The organism is Spirosoma harenae, assembly GCF_054776975.1.
The window spans coordinates 198,467-216,101 of record NZ_BAAHBD010000006.1; the positions used below are offsets into that span (position 1 = coordinate 198,467).

At 47.3% G+C, this 17,635-nt stretch carries 12 protein-coding genes; 3 read left to right on the forward strand and 9 right to left on the reverse strand.

Going from position 1 to position 17,635, the window contains the following annotated elements; genetic code table 11:
* Positions 1 to 24 precede the first annotated feature (24 nt).
* The 5 genes from ACYVE4_RS04575 to ACYVE4_RS04595 all read right to left on the reverse strand — a co-directional run bounded on the left by ACYVE4_RS04575 (position 25) and on the right by ACYVE4_RS04595 (position 8,851).
* The gene (locus ACYVE4_RS04575; RefSeq protein ID WP_460995739.1) at positions 25 to 1,797 is read right to left on the reverse strand and encodes a hypothetical protein; all 1,773 of its coding nucleotides are present in this window, start codon (positions 1,795 to 1,797) and stop codon (positions 25 to 27) included.
* A gap of 137 nt (positions 1,798 to 1,934) precedes the next feature.
* Positions 1,935 to 3,554, reverse strand: a complete 1,620-nt coding sequence (locus tag ACYVE4_RS04580; RefSeq protein WP_460995740.1) for a RagB/SusD family nutrient uptake outer membrane protein — start codon at positions 3,552 to 3,554, stop codon at positions 1,935 to 1,937.
* Between the two features lie 19 nt (positions 3,555 to 3,573).
* Entirely contained in the window at positions 3,574 to 6,996 is a 3,423-nt protein-coding gene (locus ACYVE4_RS04585) for a SusC/RagA family TonB-linked outer membrane protein (RefSeq protein ID WP_460995741.1), read from the reverse strand.
* Positions 6,997 to 7,166: 170 nt separating this feature from the next.
* Positions 7,167 to 8,159 (reverse strand): FecR family protein, encoded by a 993-nt coding sequence (locus ACYVE4_RS04590; protein ID WP_460995742.1) that lies wholly within the window; start codon positions 8,157 to 8,159, stop codon positions 7,167 to 7,169.
* Positions 8,160 to 8,200: 41 nt separating this feature from the next.
* Complete coding sequence (locus ACYVE4_RS04595; RefSeq protein ID WP_460995743.1) at positions 8,201 to 8,851, reverse strand: RNA polymerase sigma-70 factor; 651 nt, start codon at positions 8,849 to 8,851, stop codon at positions 8,201 to 8,203.
* A gap of 322 nt (positions 8,852 to 9,173) precedes the next feature.
* Between ACYVE4_RS04595 and ACYVE4_RS04600 the strand changes: the two genes are divergently transcribed.
* Positions 9,174 to 10,160 (forward strand): FAD:protein FMN transferase, encoded by a 987-nt coding sequence (locus tag ACYVE4_RS04600; RefSeq protein ID WP_460995744.1) that lies wholly within the window; start codon positions 9,174 to 9,176, stop codon positions 10,158 to 10,160.
* Between the two features lie 120 nt (positions 10,161 to 10,280).
* Here the strand turns inward: ACYVE4_RS04600 and ACYVE4_RS04605 are convergent, their stop codons facing one another.
* The 4 genes from ACYVE4_RS04605 to kaiC are packed head-to-tail and all read right to left on the reverse strand — an operon-like array spanning position 10,281 to position 13,937.
* A complete protein-coding gene (locus tag ACYVE4_RS04605) occupies positions 10,281 to 11,585 on the reverse strand; it encodes a sensor histidine kinase (RefSeq protein WP_460995745.1) in 1,305 nt (434 codons plus the stop codon).
* Positions 11,585 to 11,905 (reverse strand): circadian clock KaiB family protein, encoded by a 321-nt coding sequence (locus tag ACYVE4_RS04610; protein ID WP_460995746.1) that lies wholly within the window; start codon positions 11,903 to 11,905, stop codon positions 11,585 to 11,587. The genes ACYVE4_RS04605 and ACYVE4_RS04610 overlap by 1 nt, the downstream gene beginning before the upstream one ends.
* Before the next feature lie 7 nt (positions 11,906 to 11,912).
* On the reverse strand, positions 11,913 to 12,203 hold the full coding sequence (locus tag ACYVE4_RS04615; protein ID WP_460995747.1) for a circadian clock KaiB family protein: 291 nt from the start codon (positions 12,201 to 12,203) through the stop codon (positions 11,913 to 11,915).
* Positions 12,204 to 12,230: 27 nt separating this feature from the next.
* Positions 12,231 to 13,937: a circadian clock protein KaiC gene (gene kaiC, locus ACYVE4_RS04620; RefSeq protein WP_460995748.1), complete on the reverse strand. Its 1,707-nt coding sequence runs from the start codon at positions 13,935 to 13,937 to the stop codon at positions 12,231 to 12,233.
* 630 nt (positions 13,938 to 14,567) lie between these two features.
* Here kaiC and ACYVE4_RS04625 point away from each other — a divergent pair.
* Together ACYVE4_RS04625 and ACYVE4_RS04630 are read left to right on the forward strand one after the other, a co-directional pair.
* Positions 14,568 to 14,906 carry a PadR family transcriptional regulator gene (locus ACYVE4_RS04625; protein ID WP_460995749.1) on the forward strand — a complete coding sequence of 113 codons (339 nt, stop codon included), beginning with the start codon at positions 14,568 to 14,570 and terminating at the stop codon, positions 14,904 to 14,906.
* Positions 14,894 to 17,623 carry an ABC transporter permease gene (locus tag ACYVE4_RS04630; protein ID WP_460995750.1) on the forward strand — a complete coding sequence of 910 codons (2,730 nt, stop codon included), beginning with the start codon at positions 14,894 to 14,896 and terminating at the stop codon, positions 17,621 to 17,623. The genes ACYVE4_RS04625 and ACYVE4_RS04630 overlap by 13 nt, the downstream gene beginning before the upstream one ends.
* Positions 17,624 to 17,635 lie beyond the last annotated feature (12 nt).

Genomic DNA, 17,635 nt, shown 5'->3' on the forward strand with positions numbered 1-17,635 from the left:
CAGTTGTATAATCGGTTGGTTGGCTTAACTAATCTTCAGCGAATGCTCGAAAGGCGTTACTCCGGTTAAGTATACGTGTAGACCTTCTGTTCGGAGGGTACCGAAATGCGACGAGTACATTTCGCCCTCAAGGCCAGTTAACTTGCTGTTTTTGAACGTCCCCGGTCCGAAGGATATCCTATCTTCTCCCATTTTATACTCACCAGAACCACTTTCCAGCGCGAAATTTTCGGGCGAGCCAGGTAATTTATTTACTCCGGTAAGCGTCCCTCCTGCCCGGAAGCAGAGTTCAATCGTCACGTGAATACCAGGCTCACTTTTCACGCTAAACGTTAACTCGTTCGATCCGGCGGTCTCGTTCACCACAATTGTCGTTTCCAGTGTTTTTACGTTGCTCTGAGGCCGGTGCGCAAAGTCCATTTTATTCCAGAATCGCCCATCGGTACTTTGCGAATGCGCATAATTTCCGTCGGCTCGTTTGTATTTTGCGGGTAAAGGCTGGTAATAAGGCGCTTCAATTTTTTGATGCAGGACGTATTTGCCCCCGGATTGAGTAATGCCCTGACTATGAAAATAGCCCGTACTGAAAAAATCGGTGGATAACCGCATGTAATTCAGGATTGCCGCGCCTTTTCGAAAACTAAAAAAGTTCGCGCTCGTCGATCGACCCGAAGCAATAATAATCGGGAAATCAGCTCCGCCAAAAATTGTGGTGGTTGTACTGTTTCGCCTGATCCTGACCAGATTGGTGTGTTTGAAGAACTTTTCGAATACAATAGATGGTGCTTTAGGGGCCGGCAGTGCCTTTTTATAGATTGGCTCTTCCAGATAATAAACCAGTAAATCCGGCAGAATACGTTCGTTGAAACCAGGGAGCGTCTCAATAAATCGGGTTATGCCCGCAAATTCAGGGTTCGCATCGTGAATGGCTAAGTACTGATAATCGTGGTAAAAATTCAGGATGCTGATGGGTGAAAATTGATCCTGCCGTCGTGAATCTACCGTAACCAATTCACCGTTGGGCTCGCAGTGGTAATAGACTAACATCAGATTTCTCCGGACGGGCTCCAGCAGTTTCGGCATAGCTAACAAACGCGCCATCGTCACCAGCGATCGGTCGATAACGGCCGAGTAATTCATACTTCGTTCGAGGTAATTCCCATCAGCGTCACAATAAATGCCTTCCGAAAGCCATTCGTGAATCCGCTTGACATAACCCGGATCAGGAAACAACGCATTAATTTTAGCCAGCGCAGCCGATACGACCCATCGGTGATTCGGCGTATGAACACCACCTACTTTGAGCGCTTCGCCCGCCTTTTGGATAAATTGCTTTAGCAGTGTTTTTGCCTCATTTAGAGACGACTGACTGTTTTTCGCCAGAATCGTAGCAGCCGCACAAAGGGGTTCCAGAATAAAGGCTGTGTCGGGCGGTGAGGCTAAATTACCAAAATCAAGAGTACCATCTGCATGCTGTGCGCTGACGAGAAATCGGATGATTTTCGCCATATACGTCGCGAGTTCCTCCTTTTGGTAGTACGTTGATGAAGGTTCGCAAAAGGCAGCGGCCAGATTCGCGAAATCATAACCCGATCGTCGTTTTACTTCGGTGATTTCTGCGGATAAGGTTGGTAGCAATCGGGCGATTTCCGCATTATTTGCCCGTACGATTTTCGTGTAGAAATCCTCCTCTATAAACGAATCAGACCATCCTGAAGCAGGAAACTGGGGTAATGTAACGAAAGCGCCGAGGCTGAGAAATTGCTGCAAAAATGATTTTCGGCTAATGTTTTCCATGCTGTATTTCGTTTAACCTCACCCCTAACCCCTCTCCTAAAACAGGAGAGGGGAACATAAATCACCCTTTTTTCACCCCTCCCCTGTTTTAGGAGAGGGGCCGGGGACGGTCGGCCGCTGCCGTGAGGTGAATCTTTTTAATACCCCGGATTCTGCGTCAGTGCGGGATTGACGGTAAACGCACCTGTTGGAATCGGATAGATTCGTCGATAGGTTTCTGCGTTCGTTTTAAAACCCCAACTAGTTTCATATTTCCCGAATCGGATCATATCGTTCCGGTGCCAGGCTTCCGACACAAACTCACGGCAACGCTCAGCATAGAGATCGTTTAAGGTCACACTAGATAAAGCCGCCGATGTGGTGCGATTGGCTCGTAATTGATTGACCAGCGAAACGGCCGTTTGCCCTTGCGTTGGCGTACCTCCTCGGAGAATAGCCTCGGCTTTCATCAGAATAATATCGGAATACCGGAATACAGGGACATCGTTATTCTGATTTCGCGACGTAGAGCTAGCATCCGGGTAGAATTTAATATTGCGATAGCCCATATTCCAGGCAATTTCATCGTTCCCCAGGTCGAAGGTAGCTACATCCTGGCGCAGTACAATTGTGGGAGTCAGGTTCACCTGATAGGTATAGGCAGCACTACCATCGGAGCCGGTGTAGAATTGGTCATACCCCTTTTTGGTCGTCGTTACCGTAACGGGTGTTACGCCATCGTTCATGTACTGTAAACCGGTAAGCCACTGGCCATTCCGAATGTCGTTTGGATCGTTGAAATTGGCGTAGAATTCTGGCAGGGTACTGCGGGGTGCACTGGGTGTAAATGGCAAATTGAATTTCTTCGTTTCCGATCGGGGCACATCATAGCGAGAGTGATACATCATGCCATTGGTGTTCGGCATGGCTGTAGCTGCCGGGTCGTAAGGAATGGCGAAGATAAACTCCTTCATCTGTGGCCCATTGTTCGGGTAAAACATCTGCAAATACGATGCCCGAGGTTCCAGCGAATATAAACCTGAATTGATCACGCTATCGCAGGCGATAACGGCATCGTTGTATCGTTGTGTGCCTGTATAGTATTCGGCATTCAGATACATTTTGGCTAGTAAGGCAAACCCAGTAAACTTGTTCGCGCGTCCATAAATGGCCTGCCCCGTGGTTCTGCTCAAATAAGGCAAGGCATTTTTTACTTCTTTTTCAATGAAGTTGAAAACCTGTGTGCGAGCTATCGTAGGATGGGGTGTAAAATCACCATAAGTCGTATCGATGGGTACGTTTCCGTACAGATCCATCATCATAAAATAAGCCAGCGCCCGTACCATTTTCAGTTCAGCCAGATTCATCGGCTTAGCCGCTGCTGAAGCCGGTATGGTTTGGTTCAAAATCGATAATGCCTGATTAGTAGAGCCGATAACGGTCGATAGCCAGTTCCAGGTACTATTCGTTCCACCGTGATCTTTCGTCCAGTTATGATAGTGCCACATCAGATAACCCTGATTATCATACCAGTTACCACCACGAGCAGGCAATATAGCCTCGTCTGTGCTCAACGTTTGCATGAACCAGTAATCGAGCGAGAAGTTGCCCCGGAGAGCGGCATAGGGTGGCCCTGACGCCTGAATAAATTGCGACGAATTTTGGGGGAAAATATCGGGCGTTAATTCCGTATTGACCGGCACATTGAGGTCATGACAAGCGGTCGTGAGGTAGATCAGAAGTACCAGTAATGCGCTGGGTATGGCTATCTTTTTCATTGATTTTTCCGCTAAGAGGTTAGAATGACACATTTACACCCACCAGAACGGTCCGGGTTTTGGGATAGAAATTATTCGAGTCGATACCGGGTGCAATGCCGCCCTGATTGACTTCCGGATCGATGCCTTTGTAACCCGTAATCACGAACGCATTGTTGACAGTGGCATACACGCGGAGATTTTTCACATACTGTCCCAGCTTTTTAAAATTGTATCCCAGCGTAGCATTATCCAGCCGAACATAGCTTCCATCTTCAATAAAGCGAGTCGAATATTTGTAGGCATTCACGTCGCTGGGCGATTCATTTGCTACGTCGACCAGAATATTAGTGAACTGGGCTGTGCTGGGTCGGAACAGATCAGCACGGGTTGCATTGAAAATTTTATTGCCAAATACGCCCCGGAAAAAGAGATTGAAATCAACATTACCATAGCGGAGTGAGTTTGTCCAGCCAACCAGTAGTTTGGGTTGCGGGCTACCTGCATATTGATAATCCGTACCAATTACCGGCGTAGTCGTTAGCGTACCATTTCGGCTCAGGTACTGCGAAACACCTTTATCGTTTTTCCCAGCGTATTCAAGCGTAAAGAACTGACCCAGTGGCATTCCTGCTTTCAAAATTTGCAACGTACTTCCAGTCTGGCCAGCTCCTTCGGGTTGCGTAGTACGCGTAGAGTCGCCACCTACAAACAGTGGATTGGTCAAACTGGTGATTTTGTTGGTATTGTGTGCCAGATTAAGGCCAGTGGTCCAACTAAACTTCGCGGTTTGAACCGGGGTGGCACTCAGCGTAAGTTCAATTCCCTTGTTGCTCATGTTTCCGCCATTGGCGATAATGCTGCCCGCAGGAACCAGTACCGGATTGACGCGATACGAATAAATCATACCCGTAGTCGTTTTGTCGTACCACTCGAGCGTACCGCTTAATTTTCCTTTCAGGATACTGAAATCAACACCGATATTCGTTGTTGCGGTCCGTTCCCATTTTAAGTCTGGATTTGAAGCCTGCGTAGGTCCATAGGCAGCCGTTTGAACGCCATTGTAATAATAGGACCCCAGACTACCCGAAATGACCTGGGCCGTGTAGGCATTGAACCCTGACGAGTTGCCTGTAACGCCATAACTGGCCCGAAGTTTCAGATCGCTGAACAGACTTTGGCCCTGCATAAAGCTTTCCTGACTAACGCGCCAGGCTGCACCAACCGCCGGGAAATAACCCCATTGATTATTAGCCCCAAACACCGAACTACCATCGCGCCGGATCGATCCCTGTACCAGGTATTTGTCTTTATAATTATAGTTTAACCGGGCAAAATCGGAGATTAAGCGCGTTTCCTGATAGATTCCATCAGGTCCGAAATTCACGCGATACGAAGAAACAGCGTAGGGATTGCTGAGCGCAAAGTTGTTGTAGCCAATGTTGTCAACCGGAAAGTTGGTGCTGGAAGTCTGGAAGCCATCGCCCGAAATCGACCCCTGCCAGGAATAGCCCAGCACGGCATTAATGGTGTGATCACCGAAGGATTTGTCCCAGGTCAGGAAGGTTTCCAGCACTTTGCGCGTCGTTTGGTAGGTATTGCGTAGTGCCGAGCCGTTCGTCCCGAAATTCAACAAACTGTGTACCAATGGCGGATCGGGGTTGTTATAAAAATTGGCACTGTTGTACTGCGTATAGTAGCTGTCGTACGATTCGCCATGCAGCGATGTATTGTTCTGATACGACAGATTCAAATCATACGTCAGACCAAACGGGAGGTTGACGTGCGTATTGAACGAGCCAACCAGGTTATTGTATTTTGTATTGTCCTTCGCGTGATTGATCATAGCTACCGGATTGAAATAGCCCGTATTCTGGAAATTCTCGAAATAGCTACCATCCGGATTCATTACCGGCGATACGGGCAGGTGATTAATCATCTGCAACAGGACGTTATTGCGCAAGGGCGTATTGTTGGCATTGCTATTCGAATTCGTCACGTTCAGGCTAAACCGGAGTTTATCATTCAACGCATACTGATCAACAGCCAGTCGGGCAATGACCCGGTTTAACGAACTCCCCTGTAAAATTCCCTGCTTGTCAAGGTAGTTAATGCTGGCGCTATACGTACTGTGCTCAGTGCCACCACTAATCGACAGATTGTGATTCTGCGAAATAGCCGAGCTTTTTTCGACAGCGTCCTGCCAGTTGGTGTTGGCTCCTTTGTCATCATTCGGCGAAAAAGATTGCCCATTCCTGGTTAGGAAATCGCGCAGTTGAGCCGCATCCATCATTTTTAATTTGCTCGACACCGCTTCGATACCTGTGTAGCCGCTGTACGTAACGACCATCTGTCCTTTTTTGCCTCGTTTGGTTGTTACCATAATAACACCGTTGGCCGCCCGGTTTCCGTAAATAGCCGTTGCCGCAGCATCTTTCAACACATCAATCGATGCAATATCGTCAGGAGCAATAATGGAAATATCAGCACCGGGAACGCCATCGATAACATAAAACGGTCCCTGCGAGCTGTTGATGGTGGATGCGCCACGCAATACAACAGCCGCCGGTGCGTTCGGATCGCCACTGGCCGAAATATTCAGTCCCGGCACTTTACCCTGCAAGAGTTGCCCCACATCACTGATGGCCCCGCGGTTCAATTCTTCCGGTTTAATCGTGCTGATAGCGCTGGTCAGGTTCTTGCGCGACTGCGTACCATAACCCACCACAACCACTTCATTGAGTGATTTTTCATCTGCCACCAACCGAACCGAAACCGTGGTTTGATTACCTACCTGTATTTCCTGCGGCTGATAGCCTACGAAGCTGAATACCAGCACCGCTGAATTATCGGGTACCGACAACCGAAAGGCCCCTTCACCATCCGTCGTCGTTCCTTTTGTCGAGCCTTTTAGTAGAACGTTCACACCGGGCAGCGCTTCCCCTTTGGCATCGCGTACGGTTCCGGTAACGACCTTATCGACCACAGCAACCTCCCTCGGTTCTGCCACTTCCTGATTTTTAATCGTCAACGTAGAGCTGACCGACGAGGGCAATGACTCTAATTCAATACCAGTCGAATTAATGACTAATGGTGTCGACTTTGATTTCCCAGCTTTACCCGTTTGAATGAGGTATGCATTCTTTTTTACTTTTTTGTATTTCAGTCCGAACGGCTGAAGGAGCTGACGGAGTTCAACTTCAACGGGCTTCGTAAAGTCCACGGCTGGCGTCATATAACCCTCAATGGCTTTATCTTCAAACAGCAGATCAACCTGATACGTCTTTTTCAATTGTACAAGCGCTTCTTTCAACGGCAATTGGGCAGTAGGTTGTACCCGCTGAAGCGGAGAAATGCTTGTGTTCATCGCGTATCGCTTCGCCATGACCTGACCCGATGCGGGCCAAACCTGCGCCAGCAGCAAGAGCAAACTAAACGGACTAAAGAGTAAGGAATTTCTCATCGTACGATGTATTAAAAGGTATTATTGTAGGCAAAATGTGGCTAATCTGTGAGCAGTGACTTTGTCATTCCGGCGAAGGTGGAATCTTAACATTTTCTTACTCACGAAGTAGAGTATAGTAAGCTTCTTCCTTCGCCGGAATGACAAAAATTCCTTTATGATCAGAGGTTTTACGGTTCTACGAACGTAATCTGATTACCTTTCTGGCTGACATTCACTTCCAACAAGTCGGCAATCACCTGACTTAATTCGCCTGCCGTTCGCGTACTGAACGTGCCAGACACCGTCCGCTGAGCCAGGGCTGTATCAGGAATTAGGACGTGCATGCCATAGTTATCTTCCAGTAATCGGGCAATTTCGATCAACGGTGTCTGGTCAAATTCGAAGCGATGCTCCTGCCAGGCAGCATACACATCCGGGCGGGCTAAATGTTTTCGGGAGAAGTAACCCGTTGAATCTAAACTAACTAAATCGCCAGGTTTCATGGTAATGCGTCGAGCAGCGGGGTTTGCCGTCGGTACAATCTCTACTTTACCTCGCTGTAAGACCACTTTTGCCCCACGCGGTCGGGAAAAGACATTGAACTCAGTTCCCAAAACGACCACATTAAAGTGATGATCGGTACTGACAATGAACTGCTTATGATCGTTCAGATGCTTCACATCGAAGTTAGCTTCTCCCGACAGAAATACCTGCCGGCTTTTCGAGCCAAATCCGAATCGGGGATAACGTATTGATGAATTAGCGTTCAAAGTGACTATACTACCTTCCGGTAATACTACTTTTCGCACTTCGCCATAGCTTGTTTGGACTGAACGGTATAGTATATACGAACGACCAACATATAAACTTCCCATCAACACAATTCCCGCTACAACAGCGGCCCATTGCCACGGTATAAAAAACCGGCTCGCAGCCGGGCGGCTGATTTGCGGAAATAAGGGAATTTCTTCAGCCATTAACTTCCCCAGCGACTGCTGAAGCGTAGCTTCTACTTCAACATCATACTGTGGATTCTGCATTTCCCATTCTTCGAGCCACTCATAATAGCGTTCTCGATTATCAGGTTGTTCCAGCCATTCCGCAATCATCCGACGCTGAAGCGCCGTTACCCGATCCGCGAAATGATCAAAAATGAGTTGTTTGTTAACGAGATTGTTCATACAAGAGTCAACAGGTATGTATAGAGGGTAGCCCGATTCGGTTATAGAAATAGACTACTAAACGTGAGTACGATACAAATTGTAAACAAGGCCGTTCGCAACTGATTCAGTGCTTTGGTAATGTGCATTTCAACAGCTTTCACGGAAATCGATAGTTCGTCAGCAATTTCTTTATGCTTCTTATTTTCAAATCGGCTCATCAGGAAAACCCGCTGACACTGAGGAGGCAATCCGTTAATGATTCCCTGAATTTTCTGATACAACTCTGTAAATTGTAAAATCTGTTGGGGATCTTCCGTCTCAGCAATATCCAGCAAAAAATCAGGCGTTGGCGACTGGTGTGTCAACTCATCGCGCAGGTGATTGTAAATTCGATTGCGTAAGGCCCTGAATAAATACGCCCGTATAGATGTGGTAATATGCAAATGGAGCTGACCTTTCCAGAAAGCCGAAAAAACTTCACAAACCAGATCTTCAGCCTGCTCTTTCGAATGCACAAACCGAACCGCATGATTGCAGAGCGGTCGATAATAGCGCCGGAACAACAGCTCATATCCTTCGCGGATACTGCGGTCAAACGCCTGTCGGATAAAGATTTCCGAATCAACAACTCGACTTTCGTTAGGTTCAGTATCCGTTGTTTTTATTGGTTTACCCCGGTAGTCCGGATACAGTGATTGTGGCTGACTCATAGTTCGGGCTTAATACATACGAAGACACGAAACCGATCTGGTACCCTATCTTGAAACTTGAATTAATTTGACTTTTTAATGAAAAAGTTGAACCACGCATCAGAAAAGCACTTTTTCAGCTATAGAGATTGCATATTTTAACTTGTTCTTTACCTAGCGTGGCACAAGTTAACCCATACTTACCGATACGGCTTACTGATGTAAATCGTTGCCAGCTCCCTTTTCAATTCCGAGTCATGAGAAACTGCCTACCCTCACTTCAACCCCTCTCCTGTTTTAGGTTATGGTAACATAATCAATCAGAATTCCCGATTTTAGCCGCATGAAAACCGTTTTCCTCCTGTTGCTGACGTTATCGAGTTTGAGTGCTACGGCTCAGGTGCTGCGCAAGCGTACTGTGAAATTGATGGGTAGTCGATTTGATATTACCCTTGCGGCAGAGGATTCGCTAACGGCAGAGAAAAATATTGATACGGTTATTGCTGAAGTGACGCGAATCGAGAATCTGATTTCAGACTGGCGACCCGAAACTCAAATTTCTCAGGTCAACAAAAATGCTGGTATTCAGCCGGTTCGTGTAGATGCCGAAGTATTTTCCTTAACGGAACGAGCGCTTCATTTCTCTAAAATCACGAATGGTGCTTTCGATATCAGCTTTGCCGCAATGGACAGAATCTGGAAATTTGATGGCTCAATGACGGAAATGCCTAGCCCGGAAGCTATTAAAAAATCAGTAGCGAACGTTGGATACAAAAACATCGTATTGGATCGGAAACAGTCAACGATTTTCCTCAAACAGAAAGGAATGAAAATTGGCTTCGGGGCGCTAGGTGAAGGCTATGCCGCTGATCGTTGTCGCGATATGATGCTGGCTCATGGTATCAAATCGGGAATCGTTAACGGTTCCGGAGATATGAGTACGTGGGGAGGCCAACCGGACGGAAGCGATTGGACTATCGGCATTACAAATCCGTTACACAACGACACTATTTTTGCCATTATACCCCTAAAACAGTCAGCCGTTGTAACCTCTGGCAGTTACGAGAAATTTGTTGTATTCAATGGCAAGCGATATGCCCACATTATCAACCCTAAAACAGGTTATCCAGCTACTGGCGTCAGCAGCGTTACGGTATTCGGACCCAGTGCCGAAAAAGCGAATGGATTTAGTACGTCGTTGATGGTGTTGGGTAAAGAAGCAGGATTAAAACTGCTCAAAAAATACCCCGAATACCAATACATTTTAATTACGGATGATGGCCGGATTTTCTCCTCGCCCAGCCTGGGCCTTAAACAGAATAGGCTTTAGAGCTTTCGTTGGCCAACAGGATTGTTCTCCAGAAAAGAGGGTTAATTAGGGTAATGCAATGCTGCCTGATTGATTACTGGCTACCTATTTTTCGTATCGAGCGTAATGCCTCTAGTTTCGTTAAGCGGGTAAGTAGATGGAAAATGTAGCTCCCTGGCCTGGACGACTTGAAGCGGTAATCGCTCCTCCATGATTGGCCACTACTTTTTCACAAATGGCTAATCCAATGCCAGTCCCTGAAAACTCATTTTTACTATGCAAACGCTGAAATATCTGGAAAATGCGCTCCAGGTATTTCTCCTCAAAGCCAATGCCCTTGTCAATGACATCGATCTGTTCGTAGAAAACGGTTTGACGGGATGGTTTTACACCGACTGGTAAATCACCAGCCTTAATTCGCTGCGCACGAATATGAATGTAAGGCGCTTCGGCAGGCCGGTGAAATTTCAATGCATTACCAATTAAGTTCTGGAATAACTGCCCAAGTTGAGAAGGATCGCCAATGACAGTAGGGAGAGAATCTATAGTAATATGGGCATTGGTTTCCTGAATGCGCAATTCCAGATCGGTTAAGACAAGCTTGATTACGTCTGCGAGAAAAATGGGTTTTAGAATTTCAGGTTTGATAGATATGCGTGAATACCTCAACAGATCGCGAATGAGCGTCGACATGCGAATAGCGGCCGACTGCATCCGTTCCAGATACGTTAGGCCATCCCCCAACTGGCTGCTATACTGGGTGGCTAATAGATCGCCGAATTGCTGAACCTTGCGCAAAGGCTCTTGCAAATCATGGCTGGCGACGTAAGCAAATTGCCTAAGGTTGTCGTTTGATCGGTTTAGCGATTGATTGGTTAAAAGCAGCGTCTCATTTAGCTTTGCCAGCTCTTCATTATTGACTTTTAGTTGAGCCTGCATTTGTTTCTGGCTTGTTAAATCGGTCAGAATTAAACTCAGACAAGGCCCTTCGTCCAGCAGTAAGGACGTCGCCGATACTAAACAGATAAGTTCGTTTTGCCCATGATTAAGGCTCATTTCTGCCTTCGATGGCTCTTGCCAGCTTTGCTGAAAAAAGGCCTCATACGCGGATTGGTATTCGGAAGCAATGCAGGTTGCAAATGGAATACCGATTACACTAGACAGAGGCTGACCGACCATAGAGGCAAACGTAGAATTGCTGTAGAGAATAAGCCCCTGCCTATCGAGTGTTACGGCCCCTTCGTGCATCGTTTCGATGAAAACACGGTAGGTCTGATCAGCGGTTTTTAGCGTGTAGAGTTCATGCCCTTGATCTCCTTCAAAAACCAGCGCATCAATCTGTCCCGTGCGAATAGCATGAATCGTTTCCAGGGCTTCTTCTAGCTGCATGCGCAATTGGTCATTTTCCGCAACTAGCTGCTCGTACGTTTTTTGAGGATACTTCATCAACCGATAATGCCTAGACCTTTTAGTACCTTGTTTGTCTCTGACAGATCACCAATCAGTCGGCGTGCTGGCAAAGGACTCTGCTTGATTAACAAAGGCAAGGCAATCAGTTGAACAGACTCAGCCAGCTGCTTTTGCTGATAGACATCGATGATTTCCAGAGAGTACCGGCCGGACAAGTGCGTTTCACAAATGTGCTTTATATTCGCTATAGCCCGAACGGAATGACTTGATGCGCCAACGACAAACAGACGTAGTTGATACGTTTGGTCTTCTACACCATTCAGATCAAAAGCGGCATTCCCTGATGGCTCACTCATAGTATGATTACTTCGTCGAGCGAATGTCTAAACCCACTAACACTTTCTCTTCGTTTGAGAGATCACCGATAATTTTTCGGATAGGCTCAGGCACTTTTTTCACCAGCGTAGGAACGGCCAGAATCTGATCACCTGCTGCTAGTTGAGGTTGAACTAACAAATCAATTACTTCAATAACATACTTACCCGGCAAATGTTCTTCGCAGTATTTCTTCAAATTATTCAGGGCAGCCACCGATTTGGCCGTTTTACCAGCTACGTAGAGCCGTAATTCCCAAACACCTTCTTGTTGCTCCATCAATAAACTGGGACTAAATGATACGCCTTATTGGCCGCTTTGTCGATTGCGAATCAGTTGCTCCCGATTTTGCTCCATAATTTCTTTACGAAGTTCGTCTTCAACAAAGGTTTTATTTAATTCATCCTGTAAGGATTCGAATTCTTCTTTCAGGCTGGTAATTCTGGATTCGAGCACTAGCCGTTTGCGCTCAATTTCACGATCCTTGCGCGAAACAGCGTGATCGCGCAAAGCAACGCCCGCCACCTCCTGCAACTGTTGCGCTTCGCGGGCAGACCCTACCAGTACACCTTCCGTTCCCAGATATACATCGATCAAATCCAGCCCCTGGTCACTGATGACAAATTCCCGTACCTGATTCGAATGTTTCATTCCCCGGGATTTCATGACATACATGCCGCGGTTACGTTCACCATTCGATTCGATATCGCGCACGAGTATCCAGGCATCTACCAGTGACGAAACACCCTCATCAGTCTGTTCATTGACCACTGTATTGAGAGAAAGAGCCGTGAAAAGAACCGTAATCTGTTCCGCCAGCAAGAAATCAATCAACCGAATCAACATAGACCGAACTTCACTCAATGAACCTATTGTAACCAGATTGGTGATCGGGTCCAGCACAACGACTTGGGGTTTAAAACGGCTCACCAGTTTATGAATCGTCACCAAATGCATCTCTAATCCATACAGTGTTGGTCGAGAGGCCTGGAATTTCAGTAACTTTTTATCAATATGAGTTTGAAGATCAATGCCAATCGATCGCATATTTCGGCAAATCTGCCGGGGTGATTCTTCAAAAGCCAAATATAAGGCTCGCTCTCCCCGCTGACAGGCAGCATCAACGAAGGAAGCGGCAATATTGGTTTTACCGGTCCCCGCCGTACCGGAAACCAGAATACTGCTTCCTCTAAAAAAGCCTTTGCCATCCAGCATCTGATCCAAAGCCGGAATTCCTGACGAAATCCATTCTGTAGATACAGCGTGATCCAGGGTAAGTGATGTAATTGGCAAAACAGAGATACCATCTTCATCGATCTGGAAGGGGTACTCATTTGTACCATGCACTGATCCCCGGTATTTAATGATACGTAGTAAACGGGTAGATATCTGACTCTCTACCCGATGGTCCAGTAAAATAACACAGTCCGAAACGTACTCTTCTAATCCATGCCGGGTTAGCTTGCCATCGCCTTTTTCACCGGTAATGATGGCCGTTACGCCTTTATTCTTCAGCCAGGTGAATAATCGTCTGAGTTCGCTGCGGAGAATCGCTTCATTCGTCAGGCTGGAAAACAGATTTTCGATGGTATCCAACACAACCCGTTTTGCCCCAATGCTATCAATGGCGTACCCTAATCGAATAAATAAACCGTCCAGATCATACTCCCCCGTTTCTTCGATTTCGCTCCGTTCGATGTGAACGTGATCTATTTTGAGAAGTTGATCAGCCTGAAGCTGATCGAGGTCAAAGCCTAATGACGCTACGTTTGCCGCCAATTCATCCGCTTTTTCTTCAAAAGCCATGAATACGCCTGGCTCTTTGAACTCCATGGCGCCCCGTACAACAAACTCCAGAGAAAACAGCGTTTTGCCCGAGCCAGCTTCACCACAGATGAGCGTTGGTCGTCCTTTAGGCAAGCCACCAGCTGTGATTTCATCTAGACCAATAATGCCTGTAGGCGCTTTAGGTAAGAGGGGGAGTTGATTTTTATCAGAGCTACGTGAAGTCATTCATCAAGGTGGTAAACAACAAACTTATCAAAAATAGCGCAATGTTCCAGTCAACTCTAACCAACTGTATACCCCTTAAGAAGGGTTAAACTCAGTGATCGCATAATGTATTCTATTACCACTACTATTATTTTTAGTAGGTTAAAGAGCTGAAATTTATGATGTTAACTATGGTAAAGCGAAAATGTTAGCGTAGTCAAAGAAGGATGTAAGAAATAGAGAATTTGACTGGGATTCAATAGCGACTTTCGCTAGCTTGCCCGTCTAAGCCAATGCGCTCACCTCCCCCGGAAGCATTTGCTGAAATTATAAAACCTGTAATAGAAGGTAATCAGGTGTCCATTGAAAAGGAGCGATTTTGGAAAACGAAGGTTTTCTGGATGAAATCGCTTGCACGTCCAGCAACAGTTCCGTTCAGCACTGAGAGGAATGGACAACCACTGTCCGGTACAGTACATTAGTTGTCCATTTCTGGACAAAATAGTGGCTATCGATTTCATGAAACAGCTCTGGAAATGAGTACAAGCCCATATAAAGAGTTTGGCTAAGTATTTGTACGACAAAGTCTATATTAATAATCCAAAGCCGACGGATGATAGATTATAACGGCTATTCCAATCCTTTTTCGCTATGAAAAGAGCCTTTTTAGGGGAACTAGAGGAGGTTGTTCTACTGACAGTGGCCGCTCTGCAAGAGCAGGCTTATTGCGCCCTGATTACCCAAACCATTGACCAGCAGATGGCCCGTAGCATCAGCTTTCCTACGGTCCATACCACTCTGCAACGGCTTCAGGAGAAAGGATTTGTTTCCTCCCAAATGGGGGGTGCCACCGCTGAACGGGGAGGTCGGCAAAAACGGCTCTTTACCGTCACGGTGGCTGGTCAGCGGGCTCTGATCGAGTGTCGGCAGGTACGAAGCCAACTGTGGGAGCAAATTCCTATCCCCGTTTTACAGCTATGGGGCGCTTAACTGATCATGAAAAACAGTACTCAAGGCCACCTGAGCAGCGGCCGCCCCGCTGGGCCAACTGGTTGCTAACCCAATTCAGTCCGCCTGGCCTGGAAGATGAGTTGCAGGGCGACATGCTCGAAATGTACGCGTACTGGGTGAAAACCGTTGGTGTGCGGAGCGCCCACTGGCGGTATGCATGGGCAGTACTGCGGTTAATCCGCCCTTTCGCTTTGTTTAGTACCCAACAGACTAACGATTATTCCCAACCCAATTCTCTCAGCTCGACAATGTTACTCAATTATGTCAAAGTTGCCTGGCGCAACATTATTAAAAGCAAATCATTCTCCTCTATCAACGTATTTGGGCTCGCGCTGGGCATGACCTGCTGCATGCTTTTGACGCTGTACATCCGTAGTGAATTATCGTTCGATACGTACCATCAACATGCCGGGAGTTTGTATTTGGTAGGGTCACGGGCGACAATTGGCCAGAATACGGGACAGGAGTTTCCGATGGCATCAGCCCCCTATGGGCCTGCGCTTAAAGCGGAGTACCCCGAGATCGCGCAGATGACCCGGTTATACATCGCCGATGAAAAGTCGTTGCTCCAGGTGCGCGAGCCGGGAAAACCGTTGCAGTCGTTTTACGAAACGAAAGGGTATCAGGTCGATTCAACCTTTTTCAATTTGTTTACCTATAGTTTCACCGAAGGCGATCCTCGAACCGCCCTGTTTGACCCGCATTCGGTGGTATTGTCGGATGCAGTGGCCACCAAGTTGTTCGGCACTACGTCGGCGTTGGGCCGACTGGTTCGGATTGGGGGCGAAGCGGGTATGGGCGACGAATTTAAAGTGACGGGGGTGTATCAAAATACCGGGGCCAATTCGCATATCGACGCTCGTTTCTTTATTCCCCTTGCTGCGGGCGAGATGGGAAACTATCTGCGGGAAGGGCATCTGGATTTTGCCAATAACAACATGTTTCTGACCTATCTGCGGCTACAGCCCAATACCGACCCTCAAACATTGACCGCAAAGCTGCCCGCCTTTATCGAAAAATACGCCCGCACCGACCTTAAATCCGTGGGTTTCGACCGGCAGCTATTTCTCGTACCTGTTCCAGATCTGCACCTATACCCTAATTTTCAGTCGGTGGTTACGCCAACCAATAGTGTTACGTACCTCTACATTTTAGGATCGATTGCCCTGTTTACGTTGCTGATTGCCTGCATTAATTTCATGAACTTGGCAACGGCGCGTTCGGCCAAACGGGCTGCCGAAGTGGGCGTTCGGAAAGTGATGGGCGCTCAACAGGGCGCACTCGTGTGGCAGTTTCTGGGCGAATCGATTATACTTACGCTCATGGCGTTCCTGATTGCGTTGGCACTGGGTGTTCTTTTCCTGCCGATGTTTAATCAACTTACAGGTAAGACCCTGTTGATAAGTGAATTACTTGAGCCGAAAATTCTATCCGCTTTGCTGGGAATGGCCTTGCTCACAGGATTAGTAGCGGGCAGCTATCCGGCTTTTTATCTGTCATTATTTGATCCGGCGAAGGTACTGAAAGGCAAGTTTACAAATTCGCTGTCGGCAGTGGCGCTACGTCGGGGGTTGGTCGTGTTTCAGTTTATGGTATCGGTTGGTCTGGTACTGGCCTCGTTTGTTATTCAGAAACAGATGCTCTACCTGCGCGACAAACCGCTGGGCTTTACCCAGGATCAGCAGATTGCCATTCCATTCCGGAGTAGTGAGTCGCGCGCGGCCTACACCGCTTTACGAAGCGAAATTTTGCAAAATAATCAGGTAGTATCAGCCGCCGGGACGCAGTTCTACCCAGGAATTGCCAACCAGAGCGATATGGTATTTCACCGCCCCGACCAAAGCGTTACCCAGGGCCAGGATATCCGCACCAATCGCGTCGATTTTGACTTTCTGCAAACGATGAATTTCCGGCTAAAGCAGGGGCGTTTGTTTTCGCGCCAGTTTCCAGGCGATACCGCTAACCGGCTCATCGTCAACGAAGCAACGCTACGTAAATTCCAGATACCCGAAGCCAAAGCCATTGGACAGCGGCTTGACTTCGACTGGCAGGGCCAAACAACTCCCTTTGAAATTGTAGGCGTCGTGAACGATTTTCACTATGAAGACCTGCACCAACCCATTACGCCCTATGCGTTCATGCTGAGTAGACGCCCTAGTTTCAACTACATCATCGTTCACGTCAACACCGCCGACATGACGAATATTCTCGGATTTCTAGAACAGAAATGGAAAACGTTACGTCCTGATGAGCCGTTTGAATATACTTTCCTGAACGAAGATTTTCAGAAAAACTACCAGGCAGAAGCCCGTACTTCGCGGATTGTGCGCACGTTCACGATCATCTCCATTTTGATCTCGTGTCTGGGCCTGTTTGGGCTGGCTACGTTTGCCGCTCAGCAACGCCGAAAAGAAATTGGCGTGCGCAAAGTGCTCGGCGCGTCGGTGACCAGCATTGTACTGTTGCTCACCAAAGATTTCCTCAAACTGGTTTTCATCGCCATTTTAATTGCCTCTCCTATTGCCTGGTACGCCATGCGTCGGTGGCTTCAGCTTTTCGAGTATCGTATTGACATTCCGTGGTGGGTGTTCGTGGGGGCTGGTGCACTGGCGTTGCTGCTGGCTTTTATTACGGTCTCGTTTCAAAGTCTCAAATCGGCGCTTGTCAACCCCGTAAAGAGTTTACGTACCGAGTAACCCTCACCTTTT